This is a genomic window from Sporosarcina sp. P29, from assembly GCF_002743265.1.
Classification (GTDB): Bacteria; Bacillota; Bacilli; order Bacillales_A; family Planococcaceae; genus Sporosarcina.
Genome location: NZ_PDYX01000013.1, coordinates 39,024 through 54,952 on the forward strand (window position 1 = coordinate 39,024; position 15,929 = coordinate 54,952).

The 15,929-nt window shown below is 40.9% G+C and carries 18 protein-coding genes; 13 read left to right on the top strand and 5 right to left on the bottom strand.

What is annotated here, in order from left to right:
• The first annotated feature begins 8 nt into the window (after nucleotides 1-8).
• From nagZ to CSV68_RS11650, 5 genes are all read left to right on the top strand, one after another.
• Nucleotides 9-1,655, top strand: a complete 1,647-nt coding sequence (nagZ, locus tag CSV68_RS11630; protein ID WP_099662225.1) for a beta-N-acetylhexosaminidase — start codon at nucleotides 9-11, stop codon at nucleotides 1,653-1,655.
• A gap of 18 nt (nucleotides 1,656-1,673) precedes the next feature.
• A complete protein-coding gene (locus CSV68_RS11635; RefSeq protein WP_099662226.1) occupies nucleotides 1,674-2,306 on the top strand; it encodes an esterase/lipase family protein in 633 nt (210 codons plus the stop codon).
• 99 nt (nucleotides 2,307-2,405) lie between these two features.
• On the top strand, nucleotides 2,406-3,200 hold the full coding sequence (locus tag CSV68_RS11640; RefSeq protein ID WP_099662227.1) for a VLRF1 family aeRF1-type release factor: 795 nt from the start codon (nucleotides 2,406-2,408) through the stop codon (nucleotides 3,198-3,200).
• A gap of 551 nt (nucleotides 3,201-3,751) precedes the next feature.
• Nucleotides 3,752-6,115: a penicillin acylase family protein gene (locus tag CSV68_RS11645; RefSeq protein ID WP_099662228.1), complete on the top strand. Its 2,364-nt coding sequence runs from the start codon at nucleotides 3,752-3,754 to the stop codon at nucleotides 6,113-6,115.
• A 469-nt stretch (nucleotides 6,116-6,584) separates the two neighbouring features.
• Nucleotides 6,585-7,886 (top strand): purine/pyrimidine permease, encoded by a 1,302-nt coding sequence (locus CSV68_RS11650; RefSeq protein WP_099634781.1) that lies wholly within the window; start codon nucleotides 6,585-6,587, stop codon nucleotides 7,884-7,886.
• 38 nt (nucleotides 7,887-7,924) lie between these two features.
• Here the strand turns inward: CSV68_RS11650 and CSV68_RS17200 are convergent, their stop codons facing one another.
• Nucleotides 7,925-8,098, bottom strand: a complete 174-nt coding sequence (locus CSV68_RS17200) for a hypothetical protein (RefSeq protein ID WP_158232208.1) — start codon at nucleotides 8,096-8,098, stop codon at nucleotides 7,925-7,927.
• A gap of 146 nt (nucleotides 8,099-8,244) precedes the next feature.
• On the opposite strand from CSV68_RS17200, the gene CSV68_RS11655 reads away from it, so the two are divergent.
• Nucleotides 8,245-8,799 (top strand): DJ-1/PfpI family protein, encoded by a 555-nt coding sequence (locus tag CSV68_RS11655; protein WP_099634780.1) that lies wholly within the window; start codon nucleotides 8,245-8,247, stop codon nucleotides 8,797-8,799.
• Between the two features lie 84 nt (nucleotides 8,800-8,883).
• Here CSV68_RS11655 and CSV68_RS11660 read toward each other — a convergent pair whose 3' ends face one another.
• Nucleotides 8,884-9,507: a YIP1 family protein gene (locus CSV68_RS11660; RefSeq protein WP_158233519.1), complete on the bottom strand. Its 624-nt coding sequence runs from the start codon at nucleotides 9,505-9,507 to the stop codon at nucleotides 8,884-8,886.
• A gap of 142 nt (nucleotides 9,508-9,649) precedes the next feature.
• Between CSV68_RS11660 and namA the strand changes: the two genes are divergently transcribed.
• Nucleotides 9,650-10,669: an NADPH dehydrogenase NamA gene (namA, locus tag CSV68_RS11665; RefSeq protein WP_099662230.1), complete on the top strand. Its 1,020-nt coding sequence runs from the start codon at nucleotides 9,650-9,652 to the stop codon at nucleotides 10,667-10,669.
• Between the two features lie 17 nt (nucleotides 10,670-10,686).
• Here the strand turns inward: namA and CSV68_RS11670 are convergent, their stop codons facing one another.
• Nucleotides 10,687-11,184, bottom strand: coding sequence for a metallophosphoesterase family protein (locus CSV68_RS11670; RefSeq protein WP_099662231.1), 498 nt, complete (start codon nucleotides 11,182-11,184; stop codon nucleotides 10,687-10,689).
• 100 nt (nucleotides 11,185-11,284) lie between these two features.
• On the opposite strand from CSV68_RS11670, the gene CSV68_RS11675 reads away from it, so the two are divergent.
• The 4 genes from CSV68_RS11675 to CSV68_RS11690 all read left to right on the top strand — a co-directional run bounded on the left by CSV68_RS11675 (nucleotide 11,285) and on the right by CSV68_RS11690 (nucleotide 13,464).
• Nucleotides 11,285-11,653: a carboxymuconolactone decarboxylase family protein gene (locus CSV68_RS11675; protein WP_099634776.1), complete on the top strand. Its 369-nt coding sequence runs from the start codon at nucleotides 11,285-11,287 to the stop codon at nucleotides 11,651-11,653.
• A gap of 259 nt (nucleotides 11,654-11,912) precedes the next feature.
• Nucleotides 11,913-12,644 (top strand): YqcI/YcgG family protein, encoded by a 732-nt coding sequence (locus tag CSV68_RS11680; protein ID WP_099662232.1) that lies wholly within the window; start codon nucleotides 11,913-11,915, stop codon nucleotides 12,642-12,644.
• Between the two features lie 103 nt (nucleotides 12,645-12,747).
• Nucleotides 12,748-13,077: a CHY zinc finger protein gene (locus tag CSV68_RS11685; RefSeq protein WP_099662233.1), complete on the top strand. Its 330-nt coding sequence runs from the start codon at nucleotides 12,748-12,750 to the stop codon at nucleotides 13,075-13,077.
• Between the two features lie 60 nt (nucleotides 13,078-13,137).
• The gene (locus tag CSV68_RS11690; RefSeq protein WP_099634773.1) at nucleotides 13,138-13,464 is read left to right on the top strand and encodes a hypothetical protein; all 327 of its coding nucleotides are present in this window, start codon (nucleotides 13,138-13,140) and stop codon (nucleotides 13,462-13,464) included.
• Nucleotides 13,465-13,509: 45 nt separating this feature from the next.
• On the opposite strand, the gene CSV68_RS11695 is transcribed toward CSV68_RS11690, so the two are convergent.
• Nucleotides 13,510-13,917 (bottom strand): YugN family protein, encoded by a 408-nt coding sequence (locus tag CSV68_RS11695; RefSeq protein ID WP_099634772.1) that lies wholly within the window; start codon nucleotides 13,915-13,917, stop codon nucleotides 13,510-13,512.
• A gap of 161 nt (nucleotides 13,918-14,078) precedes the next feature.
• Between CSV68_RS11695 and CSV68_RS11700 the strand changes: the two genes are divergently transcribed.
• Both CSV68_RS11700 and CSV68_RS11705 read left to right on the top strand, forming a co-directional pair.
• Nucleotides 14,079-15,059: a YsnF/AvaK domain-containing protein gene (locus CSV68_RS11700; RefSeq protein ID WP_099662234.1), complete on the top strand. Its 981-nt coding sequence runs from the start codon at nucleotides 14,079-14,081 to the stop codon at nucleotides 15,057-15,059.
• A gap of 79 nt (nucleotides 15,060-15,138) precedes the next feature.
• On the top strand, nucleotides 15,139-15,375 hold the full coding sequence (locus CSV68_RS11705; protein ID WP_099662235.1) for a hypothetical protein: 237 nt from the start codon (nucleotides 15,139-15,141) through the stop codon (nucleotides 15,373-15,375).
• A gap of 46 nt (nucleotides 15,376-15,421) precedes the next feature.
• On the opposite strand, the gene CSV68_RS11710 is transcribed toward CSV68_RS11705, so the two are convergent.
• Nucleotides 15,422-15,916, bottom strand: a complete 495-nt coding sequence (locus tag CSV68_RS11710; protein ID WP_099634769.1) for a TspO/MBR family protein — start codon at nucleotides 15,914-15,916, stop codon at nucleotides 15,422-15,424.
• Nucleotides 15,917-15,929: the final 13 nt, after the last annotated feature.

The window sequence follows — 15,929 nt, forward strand, 5'->3', positions numbered from 1 at the left end:
GTGGAGCTATGCAAAAAGTATCTAGAATATTGCTGTTACTCGTCGTCAGTGCAATTTTTATGATAGCAATAGGGTGTTCAAATCAAAAGAGCGATCAGAATGAACAATCTAAACAAATAGAAATACGAAATAAACAGAACGAACAAGCGTTGATTGGGATCCGCGATGCGGCTGAAAAAGGAAAATTGCCCAACCAACAGTGGCAGGCAGGAAAATCTACTTTACAACAAATCCAAGATCAAATAGGAGAAGCAGATAAAGTAGAACGTGATAGTAAAGGAACGCATGTGGTTTATGAAAGAGAGCAGCTGAAGCTTCGTTTAACAGAGAATAATCTGGTCTACAAATTACGTACAGTGGAATCAACACTCGATGATGTTACGCAGTCTCAAACCAAGGAAATACTAGGAGCTCCGGATAAACTGAGACAAGTAGATGAGCAAACGGCATTTATTTATGAGTTGAATGATGAATATCGATTAACCTTGTTGTTTACTTCTTCAGAAAACCATGCATTCATCGTAGAAATTGCTGTACTTCATAAGCCGAGTGCTGAAATTCAGGCTGTGATAGAGGGAATGCAACTAGATGAGAAGCTAGGTCAGATGATTATGATGGGTGTGCAAGGTCCACAGCTGGATTCAGTAGCGAAAACATTTATTCAAGACAGACATGTCGGTGGCATCATTTTATTTAAACGTAATTTCGTTTCTGTTTCGCAGTCACTTAACTTGATTAATGAGTTAAAACAGGCCAATGCAAATTCAAAAACCCCGTTATTCATTGGTGCAGATGAAGAAGGAGGGCGCGTTACGCGATTGCCAAAAGGGCTCATGAAAACTCCTTCCAATCGTAAAGTTGGAAATGCTGCAAATGGGAAATATGCATACGATGTTGGAGAGTTAATTGGTCGGAAGATGAGTGCACTCGGGTTGAATATGGATTTTGCACCTGTACTTGACGTAGATAGCAATCCGAATAATCCAGTGATTGGTGACCGTTCATATGGTAATGATGCACGGCTAGTCAGTAAAGCAGGAATCCAGCAAGCGAACGGAATGGCGTCACAATATGTTATACCTGTCGTCAAACACTTTCCGGGACATGGTGATACAAGTATAGACTCGCATATTGATTTGCCCGTAATCACGCATACTAAGGAGCGCTTGCAGAATGTAGAACTGCTTCCCTTTAAACAGGCGATTAAGGGTGGCGTAAATGGGGTAATGGTCGGCCATTTACTTGTAGAGGCATATGATCCGAAAACACCTGCATCATTTTCAAAAATAATTATTCAAGACTTATTGCGTGATGAATTACAGTTTGACGGTGTTGTTATTACAGATGACTTGGTCATGGGAGCTATCGTTGAAAACTATTCGATTGGTGAGGTGGGAGTCCAATCTATTGTAGCAGGTGGAGATATTTTGCTCGTTGGGCATAAATATACGCCAGTAAACGAGCTACTCACCGCATTACAAGAGGCTATAAATGAGGGAGTCATTACAGAACAACGAATCAATCAAAGTGTCGAGCGTATTTTACTGATGAAGCAACAGTATGAAGTGAAGGATATTCAACGAGAGCAAGTGAATGTAGAAGAGCTGAATCAACAAACGAAGGAACTTATTAAGAAAATCGAATCAGGTAATTAACGATAAAGGAGTGATCGTATGGAAAAACGAGTCCTCTTACTTCATGGTTTTAATAAAAACTCACGCGATATGCAGACATTGTCTACCTATTTAGAACATCTCGGTTTTCAATGCAGATCGCTCGACTTACCGTTAACATATCATGAATTTGATCAATCTCTTTATGATGTGGAAAAACATTTATCCGATATGGTTTCAAAAAAAGATGGACCTATTCATTTGGTTGGTCACAGTACAGGCGGTCTTCTTATTCGAAAAGTATTGCAGGAATCACAATGGATGGATTCAATTGGTCATTGTGTGCAAATTGCCACGCCCAACAAAGGAAGTCAGCTTGCATACGTGGCGAGTAAAATTTCAGGATACACTGAGTACTATAGAACATTGCGGTCATTGAACGCAACGTATATTGAGCAACTAAATTTGCCGGACGTGACTCCCTTTTCAATTGGCGCAATCGCAGGAAACCGTAACCATTTATGGCTTGGAATGTTACTCCGAGGAGAAAATGATGGAAGAATAGAGTTGAGTTCAGTTTACTATCCGGGACTAGCTGATTTTATAACGTTGCCATATGGACATAAAGAAATCCATCACCAAAAAGAAGTAGCTGAATTAACTGCACGTTTTTTGCGAACTGGACATTTTTAATACATTTTTTTCTACTTGAAAAAATTCACAGCTCTAATTACCTTGTAATATTCATTTCAGCGGGCATGCTACAGCTGAGGGAATAAGGAGGATGATTGGATGAGTATTAGCGAAGAATTGAAAAAGTTGAAAGCATTTCACTGTGATGACCGATGTGTGCTGTCAGTATACTTAAACACGAATCCTGCAGATCCTGAACAACAGCAAGCAGCGTGGAGAATTCATTTGAAATCAGGTTTGAAAAGGCTTGATGAATATCTCGTCGCATCCGGAGATGAAAAGGAATTGAAAGCATTTCGTTCGGTGAAAGACCGCGTGATGAAGGAAGTTGAAGATAAGCAAAATGATTTGGCGAAAGGCGTTATCATTTTTGCGGCAGCAGATCCTGAAATTTGGTCTGTTCATTATGTTCAAGTGGCTGTCAAGACGAGCTTTCATTGGGAGAACCAGGCGATGACGAATGAATTCCAGTATATGTTACAAGCATATCCAGAAGCGGGAATAATACTCCCGAGTTACAGCAATGTCCGGATTTTGGATACAGCAATGGGGAGAGTCCATGACGAAACAGTGTATGAATTTGATTCGGGTCTCGATGTCTGGAAAGAACAAAAGGACATCAAGTCTTCCATACAGCGGGGAGTAGGAGGGCATACAGACGGCTTTGATCAGCGCTTAAAAGTGAATCTAGATCGTTTTTATAAAGACATGGGCTCTGTAGTTGGTAACATGAAGAAGAAGCGTGGATGGAAAGAAGTGCATGTGGCAGGGGAAGCGGAATTGGCCAAAAGCTTTGCGTCTATCTTGCGTGAAAAACCCGAAAGCTGTATTCATAAAAACTTTGGAAAATCGAACAATAATCACGTCATCCAAAAGATTTTCGAATCCCGTTAAGTAGACTCAAAAGAGGATGTCCCAGAAGTCAGTGACTTTAAGGGACATTCTTTTTTATGTGGTTTTAAGAATTAGATCAACCTCAAGTTTTAGATACAGTGAAAGAAAGTAGTGAGTACGAGGGGATTGAAGCTCCAGCTGGGGACGCTTTCCGGGGGAGTAATCTTGAGACTCCTCGTCCGCTACGCTCCCTGTGGGGTCTCAAGATCACTCTGATTCCCCAGGAGTCGCCCCAGCTTCCTCTTCAATCCTACGTTAAAAGTAGATGTACTTAGATCACTCACTGAAGGTAGTGTGTAATTTGTTGATGTATTCGAACTTATTTAAGTTCAAGTTCTGATCAAACTCAAACTCAAGTTTCAAACAACTACTAGCCCACTGACAGTGAACTACAATTAGTATCACCTACTCGCATTGCAAATCCCCGACCCAACACCTATTCCTCCTTATCAATTTCATGCACTGTGTTTCATGCTTTCTATCAAAGAATAATAACTAAAGTAATTTCAGAATATTAATAGTATACTAAGTTCTAAAGAGGGGGGAGTAATATGGGGAGAGGCAGAAAAATTACGTTGTGGGTGCTTAGTATACTATCCATTATAGCAGTGCTTGTCGCTATATTTGCAAACGCTTACATCTTGAAATCAAAACCACTTGAAGCAGGTGAGCACCAAGTATCATTCATTGATCAAGAAGTAGTTGTTACACGGGATCACAACGGAGTCCCGCATATCAACGCTGCTTCGGATGAAGATTTGTACCGAGCGCAAGGTTATGTGCAAGCGCAAGACCGTTTATTCCAAATGGATTTAGCACGCAGGCAGGCGAGTGGTCGCTTGGCAGAAGTTATTGGCGAAAAGGCCGTCGATACAGATAAGTTATTCCGTACATTTAGTTTGCGAAAAGCTGCGGAAGCTTCATATGAAGGATATGGAGAACATGCAAAAGCGGTGCTTGGTTGGTATGCAGAAGGGGTTAATGCATTCATTAAGGAAGCTACATCTGAAAAGAAGTTGTCCTATGAATTTGCGCTTCTTGGATATGAGCCTGAAGAGTGGACGCCTGTTGATTCATTAACCATCGGGAAGTACATGGCGTATGACTTGGGTGGCAGATGGCAACCACAAGCATTCCGCCACTGGGCAATTAATGCATTTCCAGAAGAGAAAGTGAAAGATTTATTCCTCACGTATCCCCAAAACGCAGAATCTATTATGACGGCTAATAAAGAACATAGTGTAGAAGTGGCGGGACGTTTCCTACCAGAACTTTCACCACCAGAATTTAATGGTAGTAACAACTGGGTAGTATCAGGAGAAAAGACAGCTTCCGGTAAACCTCTACTAGCTGATGATCCGCATTTAGGATTAAGTACTCCATCTATTTGGTATCAAATGCATTTACAATCCCCTGAACAAAATGTGGAAGGTGTAATTTTTGCGGGAATTCCAGGAATTATTTTAGGGAATAATGAAGACATTGCTTGGGGTGTCACGAACGTTGGACCAGATGTGCAAGATCTGTATATTGAAGTTCCGCATCCAAGTGAAAAAGCTCAATTCCGTTATGATGGAAAGTGGGAACAGGCAGAAGTGCGGGATGAGACGATTAAAGTTAAAGGTGCAGAAGACATTCCATATGAAGTAATCGTTACGAAACACGGGCCCATTATTTCAGACATAATGTATAAAGAAGAAGATCCTGAAGCATTATTCTCCATGCAGTGGACGGCACTAGAGCCCACACTTGAACTCGAAGCGATTATGGAGATGAATAAATCATCGGATTGGGAAAGTTTTGAGAAAGCATTAGAGAAATTTCACGCACCAGCACAGAATTTCGTCTTCGCTTCTACAGATGGCACAATCGCGTATAAAGCGAACGGACGCATTCCTATCCGTAAACAAGGTGACGCGCAATTGGCAGTGCCAGGAGATACTTCCGACTACGGTTGGGAAAGCTATATTCCATATGATGAATTACCACGTATAGTGAATCCGAAAGAAGGTTTCATCGCCACAGCAAACAATGAAGTGGTGGATGAACAGTATCCGTATCACATCACGAAGTTCTGGGCACAACCATACCGCTTCGAACGGATTGCGGAAGTGCTACGAGAAGGGGATAATTTTACAGTGGATGACATGATGAAACTGCAAATGGACCAAAAAAATCTCTATGCAGCAGAGTTCCTTGATTCCATGATTGCCTCAGTAGAGAAAAAAGATCAATCGGGTGACTATAAAGAAGTATTGAATACGTTAAAACAATGGGATCAAGTCGATTCAAAAGACAGCAGTGCTCCGCTAATTTTCCATAAGTGGATGAAACAACTGCAAATTGACATGTTCCGCGACGAGATGCCGGCCGATGTATATGAACTCATGCCAGGCAAAAACCAAATTACAGACGAGCTTTTGCGTAAAGGCTATAGTGGAGAAGAAAGCGTCTGGTTAGAAGAAAAGCAAGGTGTCGATCAGTGGGTGTATAATTCATTTAGCAATGCAATGAAAAATATCGCCAATGACTTTGGCGACAAACAACAAAAGTGGGCATGGGGCGACTATCACCAACTGACATTCCCTCACCCACTAGCAAGCGCATCACCTATATTTGCAAAATTATTAAACCCTGAAAAACAACCAATCGGCGGATCCAATATCACAGTACAAGCCGCTGCCTTCAAGGATGACGGCTCTGTCAACCACGGCGCATCATGGCGTTTCGTTGCAGACCTAGACGACTTAAACAAAACCTATCACGTCGTCGGACCTGGCCAAAGTGGACACCTGAAATCTAAATGGTTCCATGACCAAGCAGAAGACTGGGCAAAAGGCCAATACCATGAAACATTCATGACACAAGAAATTCCTGACGGACGTGTACTTACGCTACAACCGAAAGGGAAGTAATCGGGATTTTTACGACCATTTCGTTGAAGTAGTGATTTTACTACTTCTCGCAATGGTCCTTTTTTTAGTTACGCTGTGAGTGCTTGGGTTAGGTCCGTCGCACGACTGGTTGCTGGCTACTGCAGTTAGGTAAAGGGTCTGAACCAGCATGAACAGCCTCCCCAGCAGTTGTATGCACTACTGCAGGGTCATTTATGTAGGTTGTGATTCTAATAGGAAGAATAGTAGCACCGTTGCCAAAGAGTATTAAACTTCTATAGGCAGTCAAACGGGTAGCTCTGTACAAAAAATACAAAGAAATGATCTAGCTGATCCGCTAACTATGTAGCATCCTTCGGGTCCAAAACCCCGCCCCTTTAGCTCTAGTAACTCCAAAAAACACAGATTAATTACAAAAAGCAAAAAAAGCATTTCACATGGTATACTAAATGAATTCTAATTTGCACTGCACTATCGGAGGAATCGTCAAATGAAACATCTAGCAGGCGGCATACAATGGACCGTCTTTCTCATTGCATCATCTATTGCAGCTCCTATCGCGATCGCACATGTCTTCGGTATGGACCCAGTAGCCACGTCACTATTCATGCAACGAACCATATTCGTTCTCGGTATTGCTTGTCTGATCCAAGCATTTTTCGGACATCGAATGCCAATAAATGAAGGACCCGCAGGTTTATGGTGGGGAATCTATGTTGTCTATGCAGGCATGGTCGGTATTTTTTATACAACGTCAACAGACGCACTGCAAGCATTGCAAAGTGGTATGTTGTACAGCGGTGTGCTATTCATTATCCTAGCAGCTACGGGAATTATTACAAAGATGAAAGTGCTCTTCACACCAGCGATCACGTTCACTTATTTAATGCTACTAATCTTACAATTAAGCGGTACCTTTATTAAAGGAATGATGGGTGTAGAAGAAGCAGGAGATCATCTGGATCCAGTCATTTTACTAGGAAGCTTCATTGTTTTATTGATAACGTTTATTGCGATGGCTAATAAACGGCCATCCATATCTAAATACGCCATATTAATTTCGATTGCACTTGGCTGGGGGATTTTCTTATTGCTAGGAAAAACACCAGCTATTGCGAAAGTGTCCGATCAGTTAATTCAACTACCGAAATTGTTCGTATACGGAAAACCGGTATGGGATAGTGGTGTACTCGTTACAGCGATCTTTATTACATTATTATTAGTAGCGAATATGCTTGCATCGATCCGTGTCATGGAGCATTTATTGAAAGAATCATTTAAAATTAATACCCCTGATCGATTACGCCAAGGGGCATTTGCTTCAGGATTTATCCATCTGATTGCGGGAGCTTTTTCTGCCATTGGTTCCGTACCGATTTCAGGATCTGCAGGATTTGTCGGCACGACACGCATGCCGTCGATAAAACCATTTATTATTGGTAGCACACTATTAGTATTCATTACACTATTTCCAAGTGTCATGGCCATTTTTGCGGCTTTACCAGCGCCCGTTGCATACGCTGTAACTTTTGCCATCTTTACGAAAATGGTGTCGATGGCATTCAATGAACTCGATGCGGATCCAGAAAAAGAACGTGCGCGTCAAGCTGTAGCATTTGGATTAATGGTAGGAGTAGGTACAATGTTCGTACCAGCAGAAAGTTTGTCACAACTCCCAGCCATTGTAGCTTCCACATTATCTAATGGATTGATTACAGGAACGATCCTTGCGATCATTATTGAGCAATATATGATACGCAGAAGACAAAGGAAGACGTATAGTAAGATGTAAAAAAGCCCAACAGTGTGGACTGTTGGGACTTTTTTGAATTATTTTCTTTTATCCTCTGTTGCGCGATAGACTTCTTTCAAAGCATCTCGATACTCTTTACCGCTTGCATTTTCTCGAGCGCGTGAAGCTTCCTCGGCAGTTGCTTCAAACTCCATTCCCATTTCCTCGTTGATCGTTCCTTTATGAAACAAATGACGTATATCTTTATCCATAGAAATCCCTCCTCGTCGTACTATGGTTTAATTTGAGATATCCATACATAAAGAAGAGAATTTCATTGAAAGAAAGAGGGTTCATTATTAAACTGTCGAAAGAAGTAAGGTAGTAACACAATTCAGAATGGGGAGTGGATCTGCATATGAGTAAAAAAGTATTGATTCTTGGCGGAGATGCCGTAGAAGCTTTGGAAATTTTCTATCCGTACTATCGTTGTTTGGAAGAAGGATTTGACACGACTATTGCTTCACCGTCTGTAAAGAAATTATATACCGTAACCCATGACTTCATCGATGGAATGGAAACTTATGTTGAAAAACCGGCATATGGTTTGGATTCACACATTGCCTTCAAAGATGTCAATCCTGCAGACTATGACGCGCTCATTATTCCAGGTGGACGTGCACCGGAATATATTCGCCTAGACGAATCCTTACCAGCTATTGTCCGTCATTTCTTTGAAGAGAATAAACCAGTGGCGGCAGTTTGTCATGCTGCACAGGTGTTATCCGTCATTCCGGATCTTATGAAAGGTAGAGAATACACAGCCTATATCGCATGTAAGCCCGACGTCACAGCAGCGGGTGCTACGTATATTGAAAAAGACCTTCATACAGAAGGAAATTTAGTATCAGGACATGCTTGGCCAGATCTTCCAGGATTAATGAGAGAATTCATGAAAATGGTTAATAAATAAAAAAGTGCAAAGCTTGTTAAGCTTTGCAACAGACTGAAGACAAATCCAGAAATGGAGTCGTCTTCAGTTTTTTTATTGTTGAATTTAGTAAGCAAGAAGTACAAATACTAAAAAGATAATAAATGGAATCATTAAAGCTAAAAATAAGCCGATCACAATCAGAATCGTACTGAATCCGCGCCATGAGGAAAATTGATGAACAATTCCAATACCCTTAGATAAAATCACGGTATTAAAAATGCTTAACCCCAGTATAAGTAAGTTGGTTAACAATAGAACAACAGATAATGTTCCAAATAGATCAGCATCTGCGGTGTTCATCATATCAATAAATAAATTCTTGCCGAAAATAAAAACTAGTAGCAAATTGATTGGTATCATCCATATCAATGGGATTGAAGCAATTGGCGACATTTGCACCATGTCTTTGAAATTTCCTTTACCTCCAAGCCATTTACCTACCCAAGTGTAGAGAGCGGAACTAATAAAGAGACTGATAACAGCTCCGATGAATGATGAAAGGATACCAAGCAGTATCATTATAGGCAATGAAAGGTCAGGTAAAATATCCGTTTCGGCAAAGGATGTTATCCCGACGCTGACCGAAACGAGGAATAAGATGAAAAAACTATAACTCCATGTTTTGTATTCGAGAACATAACGAATTGTTTGCTTAGGTTGTGTCCATATCGAAATGAGTGGATTCAAGAAAAAACCTCCTTTTATATAGTCTACTATACGTTCAAGTACTACCATATGTTTCATAAAGTTGGTTTAAAATCCTCAAACATTAAAAAAACATATAGATTTGCTATACTTTCCCTAGGAACTAGCAGAGGAGGAATTGTTCATGACAAAATTATTTAGCCCTTATACTATACGTGGTGTAGAATTTAAAAATCGTATTGCAATGGCACCGATGTGTATGTATTCTTCACATAATCAGGATGGAAAAGTAGAGGATTGGCATAAAACCCATTATGCTACCCGTGCGGTAGGACAAGTCGGCCTGATCATCGTTGAAGCAACAGCCGTTCAACCGCAAGGAAGAATCTCAAGTGAAGATTTAGGAATCTGGTCAGATGAGCATATTGAAGGTCTAACTGAAATCGTTCGTTTGATGAAACAACATGATGCTCGTACCGGTATCCAATTAGCACATGCAGGAAGAAAGGCGACAGTGGATGGAACCATTCATGCGCCAAGTCCCATCGCGTTCAATGAGAAATATAAAACACCAGCAGAAATGACTATCATTGATATTGAGGAAACGATTGAAGCATTCAAACAAGGAGCAATCCGTTCCAAACAAGCTGGTTTTGACGTGATTGAAATCCATGGTGCACATGGTTATTTACTTAATGAGTTCTTGACTCCACTATGTAATCATCGTGAGGATGAATACGGTGGATCAGCAGAAAATCGTTACCGTATACTAGGCCAAGTGATCGATGCCATCCGTTCTGTTTGGGAAGGTCCGTTATTTGTCAGAATTTCAGCAGAAGATTATCAAGAGGGCGGCATGGATCCTTCGCAGTATGCAGAAATGGCGGCTTGGATGAAAGAACAGGGCGTCGATCTAGTCGATGTGAGCTCTGGCGGTGTAGTTCCAGCTGCTATCCATCCATTCCCGGGCTATCAAGTGCCGTTTGCGGATGTGATTCGTCAGCAAGCAAATATTTCTACAGGTGCAGTAGGATTGATTACTTCAGCCCTACAAGCAGAAGAAATTCTACAAAATGACCGTGCGGATATGGTATTGCTTGCTCGTGAATTATTACGTGATCCTTACTGGCCATATACAGCAGCTAAAGAACTCGGTGTTGAAATTGAATCCCCTGTTCAATATAATCGCGGCTGGACCTATTAATCCATTCGTTCAGTAATTCACGTTTTATCATCAAAAAATACTAACTCTGCACGAATCTCCTCCTCAATATGTAAGATAGCGAACGAGTAATGAGGTAGTTTACGCTTGTCGGTTGGAGATCCGGGATTTAACAATAGGGTTTTATTCATATAACGAAGCATAGGAATGTGGGAGTGTCCAAAGATAATGATGTCTAATGGCACTCCTTCAAATGCTGCAATAGCACGTTTTTCGGTCGTCTGTTTCTCTCCGTGACCATGTACTAAGCCAATTTTCACGTGTCCTACTTGCATCACTTGTTGCGATGGAAATTGTCCTTTTATCACCTCGCCATCTACATTACCTGAAACACCACGCACCTCTGCGAGTTCAGAAAGCATCTGCACGACTTCGATGGATTTCCAATCACCTGTATGTAGAATCAAATCAGCTGTTTTACATTCTTTTATTAATCTAACAGGCAAAGTTTTGCCTCTTCCAGGAATATGGGTATCACCCGTGACGACAATTTTCATGATGAGCCTCCTTGATTTGTAATTGCTTATATCATTTCCGTTATCGCTGAATAGCAAACGAAGAATCGGACATACTGTTGCTATGACGGGAGGCAATTTTATGGAAGATTATACGTTTACAGATGCAGTACTGCAAGATTACAAAACCGGTATGGGCGCAATGAGTGAAAAACTACCTAAGTTAATGAAATCATTCCATGAATTCACAGAGGTCAGTTTTGAAGAGGGAGAAATCAGCCAGAAATATAAGCAGCTAATTGCATTGGCTGTAAGTGTCTATGCACATAGCGAGTATTGCATCATTTACCATACAAAAGCTTCTATGGATGCTGGATCTACTGTTCCGGAAGTCTTGGAGGCTGTTGGTGTCGCTGCAGCCCTTGGCGGCGGTAGTGCCTTAAGTCAGGCAGTTACATTAGTTATGCAGACAATAGATGAAATACAGGAAAATCCAAAACCTCTACAATGAAAGAACACCTTGTCGAATGAAAATCGATAAGGTGTTTTTGGATGGGTCTAGATATCTCTTCAATTAGATTGAATCAAATAGTACGGAAATGAAGTAGAAAGAATAGAGCTGAAATGAAAGTGAATATAACACTCATAATGCCTCATTATCTTCTGTATAGTATATAGGTTACTAACCTGAATTCGAGAAACGCATGTGTTATATTGCAAACGACAGGGTAAAGGATATACAGCATAGTAAGTAAGAGGGGGATAAAACGTTGATTCAAACGTCAAATGCTTTATTAACAAAGGAAGACTTCGCACAACGCAATGATTTACCAGAATGGTTACTGAAAGAATATCAGACGTTTCATACTATCGTGACTGATAAGACATTCCCATGCTATTTTGGAATGGCTGGCGAAAATAAAGGCGAACTACGATACGCTTACGTGTCTAAAAATGACTGGTCGAACTTGCCCCAAGCATTGGAAGCATTTTTGACGCTATTTGAAAATCCAAAGCATAAACGCCATGGTCTGTTTGTATTTGTTGAACCTTTTGAAATAGAAGGAACAATAGAGGAGTATCGCCAACAGTTTTGGGATATTTTGCAGTACTTGCATACAGAAGACCAAGAACAATGGCCTGCTGAAGCGCCACGAGATCCTGACCATTATCTATGGGACTTTCATTTCCAAGGAGAGCCGATTTTTGCTTTCGGTAATGCGCCAGCCTATAAGCAACGAAAGACTCGTGACTTAGGAAATGCACTGGTCATCGGGTTTCAGCCGCGCAAGATTTTCAAAGGTCTTACGGGTACGGAAAAAGGCGGAATCAACTCGCGCGAGAAAGTTCGTGAACGTGTAGAGCTGTGGGATGACCTACCAAAGCATCCTGACATTAGTCATTTTGGAGACCCAACACATAACGAATGGAAACAATTTTTCATCGGTGACGATAGCGTGCCGCTAACTGGAAAGTGTCCATTTACTCATAAAGATATGTAGACACAGGATGTCTTAGTAGTCGTAAACTTACGGTTGCTGAGATGTCTTTTTATCTTGCATACTGACTATTCCGCTTTTATGATGAACGTAAGGAGTGGGTAAAATGAAAAAACACAGTCACGAAGTTCAAGGGCTACTAGTGGATGATGAAACGCGCTGCATTCATTACGCAACAGAAACAGACCGAATTGCCATCAAGTTCTATTGCTGCAATACCTACTTCCCATGTCACTCATGCCATGAAGAAACTGGTTGCGGTCAACATGCCGTTTGGCCAGCTAGTCGGTTTGACATGAAAGCCATACTTTGTGGTGCGTGTGGTCATGAACTCACGATCAACGAATACTTTCATAGCTCCTATCAATGTCCTTCCTGTAAAGCGAACTTTAATCCAGGCTGCAGTCTTCATAAAGACCTATACTTCGAAAATTGAAGTGTTTTAAGAATCATCAACAGGGAACACTAAAGCAAACAGGTAAAGTGAGGGATTTCATTGAAAAAACAAACGGTCGACACAGAAGAACTCCTTTCGTTTGCTAGAGGAGAAGATCAATCAGGAACATCTTGGATTCATCAGGCCAATTATGTCGGTGAAGAAGTGATCATGTCAGATGAAGATTTAGCTGGTAAAGAACCTTTGCAACGGCTAAGAATAGTAGTGGAGTCAAATGGAAATGCTAAATACTTCGAATCACTTTTCTATACTGGAGCTGAATTAGAAGAGTTAATGAGTGAACTTGAACCGGTTTTCGTGAAATTTCCTAAAGAAGTGTTGAGTTCAGATGAAATGGATGAAAAGGTACAAAATATAACAAAATAAAATAGAGAGGATCTTCTACCGAAACCGGCAAGAAGATCCTCTTTTTTATTCCAAGTACTGCAATATTTCTTCAATAGCGAGTTCCCCAGCAATTTCCCAACGACTCTTATCACGAATTTCTGCATCCCGATCCAATGGTTCTTGGAATTGATTGAATGAACCACTTATTAAAGAGCTTGAGTCAGGATCTAGTCCTGTATTGACCACATGTTTGATTACGTATGGCTTTTTGAATTTGATGGATGTGTTGAAATCATCAAGTTCTCCGTCATGGACTTCAAAGGGAACACGTAAATAAATGGTTTCTCCAGCTTCTCTATGAAGGATTGAATCGAAACTACCTTTATCATAATCCCAGCCTCCGCCAAAATGATACCCGTGCTGATCTACTTTATCCCGTAAAGTCCCAAAGCAAGCCATTTTGCCTTCAATCGACGTATCTAATTCCAGCATGAAATCACTCCTTTATATTAGCATTCCTTCCAGGTCATTATTTATACCTCTCATAAACAAATTACTGAAAATGTTTCTATTTTAAATTACTGGGGTAAATGTATCAACACGACGATAAAAGAATTTAACATAATACATTATAATATGAGGAGGAGATTTAGATGGGGAAGAATAGATATATTGGAATGTACTATAATGAAACAGAATTGGTGAATCGTTTGGATGATCTGAAAAAAGAAGGATGGCCCGAAGACAATATTTATGTAGTTGTTAAAGACGATGATCAATTAACTATGGTTAGAAGTAATACAGATGCAGAAATTAAATCCGCTGATGATTCATGGTGGGATCGTTTCATGGGCTTCGTAACAGGAGAAGATCATGTACGTCGTATGGTAGATAGCTTAGAGTTCGGTAAAGAGGACACATTGAAATATTACCAGGAAATTGAACAGGGCGGCATGCTGCTTTATGTTGACTCCGGTGAAGCAAATCGACACTATATGGACAATACGGATTTCTACGGTAGAGATGGAAAAAGTACAGACGTCAATCTTGGAGCAAATGGTATGAGCGTAACAGACCAGGAACTCAATGGCGGAGATCCAGCATTCAGATTGAGCCAAACATTACCTGATCAAACTCTCAACCATCAGAATCGTGACGTAGATCATGGCTTGCACACAAATGAACATGCTTTCTCTAATACTAATACAGAAGAAGAGAGTTTACGTTTACATGAGGAACGTCTTCAAGTGGAAAAGCATGAATCACAGCGTGGAGAAATCCGAGTAGAAAAAGAAGTAGTGGAAGAGCCTAGGTCAGTAGACGTTAGCGTTTCACACGATGAAGTAACAATTGAACGTAGGCCTGTAGTAGAAGGTGAAGCGAGTCTTGACAGTCGCTACGATCAAGATGCGACAGCGTTTAGAGAAGATGATGAGACGATACGTATTCCGATTACTGAAGAACGGGTGGAAGTAACTAAGAAGCCAGTCGTAACGGAAGAGATCATTCTCAAGAAACGTGAGGTTGTAGAAAATGAAACGATTCACGAAACAGTGAAACGTGAAGAAGTGCATTTCGAAAAAGATGGTGACGTAGACGTCAAGGGCGCACCATTGGATAAAGACCGTTTCTGATATACCATATAGCAAACACCTTGTCATTCCCTTTCTGCATAATGTAAGATAGAAGTAACAGCCAGGAAGGGGAGATGACATGTTTAAGCATCCAGGTATTGCCGCCGTGCTAAGTTTTTTCTGGACTGGCGTCGGTCAAATTTATAATGGACAAATCCTTAAAGGGATTTTACTTATTATCTTGCAAGGAATTAACGGTCTACTCATGTTTGTAGGTATCGGTTTCATTACGTATCCGATTGTATGGGTTTGGGGAATGTATGATGCTTATAAGACTGCAGAGCGTATGAACTATAATCAAAATCACTATAAGTAACAATGAAAAATGTCCCAGCCGGAAGTGGCAGGGACATTTTTCTGTTTCACTTATTTAATTTCCACGTAGAGTAATTTAGTACTAGAGCGAACATGACCCATCCGATATACGGGACCATTAATGCGCCAGCGGTCCGATCCGTTTTATTGAATTCATAAGCAGTCATAGCAATTGCTCCTAACATGATCATCATCTCGATCAATGCAGTACCTCGTAAATTCCATTTGAAGAATAGGAAGGACCAAAGGAAATTGAGACCTAATTGAACGTCATATAGAGGGATAGCCGCATCGTACCCTTTTGCACTCTGCTTCATTTCTACGCGGTAATTCGCTACACCCATCATCGTGTATAGGGCCGTCCAAGCAATAGGGAATGTTGCCCCAGGAGGAGAAAATGAAGGCTTCTCCAACTCAGCATACTGTTGTTGTGTATTGCGGTTGGCAAGATATCCGATAATAGATCCACCGATGACCGGAATCAACACGTTACGCGTTAGCTTCTTCCAATCCAGTTCTCCTTGTACTTTTAGCAATTCCAAAGTAAAACCTCCT

What these genes read in the sequence shown, in the direction of transcription:
- CSV68_RS11675 (WP_099634776.1), top strand. Translation starts at nt 11,285, where the DNA reads ATGGAAGATTATACGTTTACAGATGCAGTACTGCAAGATTACAAAACC.
- nagZ (WP_099662225.1), top strand. Translation starts at nt 9, where the DNA reads ATGCAAAAAGTATCTAGAATATTGCTGTTACTCGTCGTCAGTGCAATT.
- CSV68_RS11695 (WP_099634772.1), bottom strand. Translation starts at nt 13,917, where the DNA reads ATGCTGGAATTAGATACGTCGATTGAAGGCAAAATGGCTTGCTTTGGG.
- CSV68_RS11700 (WP_099662234.1), top strand. Translation starts at nt 14,079, where the DNA reads ATGGGGAAGAATAGATATATTGGAATGTACTATAATGAAACAGAATTG.
- CSV68_RS11685 (WP_099662233.1), top strand. Translation starts at nt 12,748, where the DNA reads ATGAAAAAACACAGTCACGAAGTTCAAGGGCTACTAGTGGATGATGAA.
- CSV68_RS11650 (WP_099634781.1), top strand. Translation starts at nt 6,585, where the DNA reads ATGAAACATCTAGCAGGCGGCATACAATGGACCGTCTTTCTCATTGCA.
- CSV68_RS11640 (WP_099662227.1), top strand. Translation starts at nt 2,406, where the DNA reads ATGAGTATTAGCGAAGAATTGAAAAAGTTGAAAGCATTTCACTGTGAT.
- CSV68_RS17200 (WP_158232208.1), bottom strand. Translation starts at nt 8,098, where the DNA reads ATGGATAAAGATATACGTCATTTGTTTCATAAAGGAACGATCAACGAG.
- CSV68_RS11670 (WP_099662231.1), bottom strand. Translation starts at nt 11,184, where the DNA reads ATGAAAATTGTCGTCACGGGTGATACCCATATTCCTGGAAGAGGCAAA.
- CSV68_RS11655 (WP_099634780.1), top strand. Translation starts at nt 8,245, where the DNA reads ATGAGTAAAAAAGTATTGATTCTTGGCGGAGATGCCGTAGAAGCTTTG.
- CSV68_RS11635 (WP_099662226.1), top strand. Translation starts at nt 1,674, where the DNA reads ATGGAAAAACGAGTCCTCTTACTTCATGGTTTTAATAAAAACTCACGC.
- CSV68_RS11705 (WP_099662235.1), top strand. Translation starts at nt 15,139, where the DNA reads ATGTTTAAGCATCCAGGTATTGCCGCCGTGCTAAGTTTTTTCTGGACT.
- namA (WP_099662230.1), top strand. Translation starts at nt 9,650, where the DNA reads ATGACAAAATTATTTAGCCCTTATACTATACGTGGTGTAGAATTTAAA.
- CSV68_RS11645 (WP_099662228.1), top strand. Translation starts at nt 3,752, where the DNA reads ATGGGGAGAGGCAGAAAAATTACGTTGTGGGTGCTTAGTATACTATCC.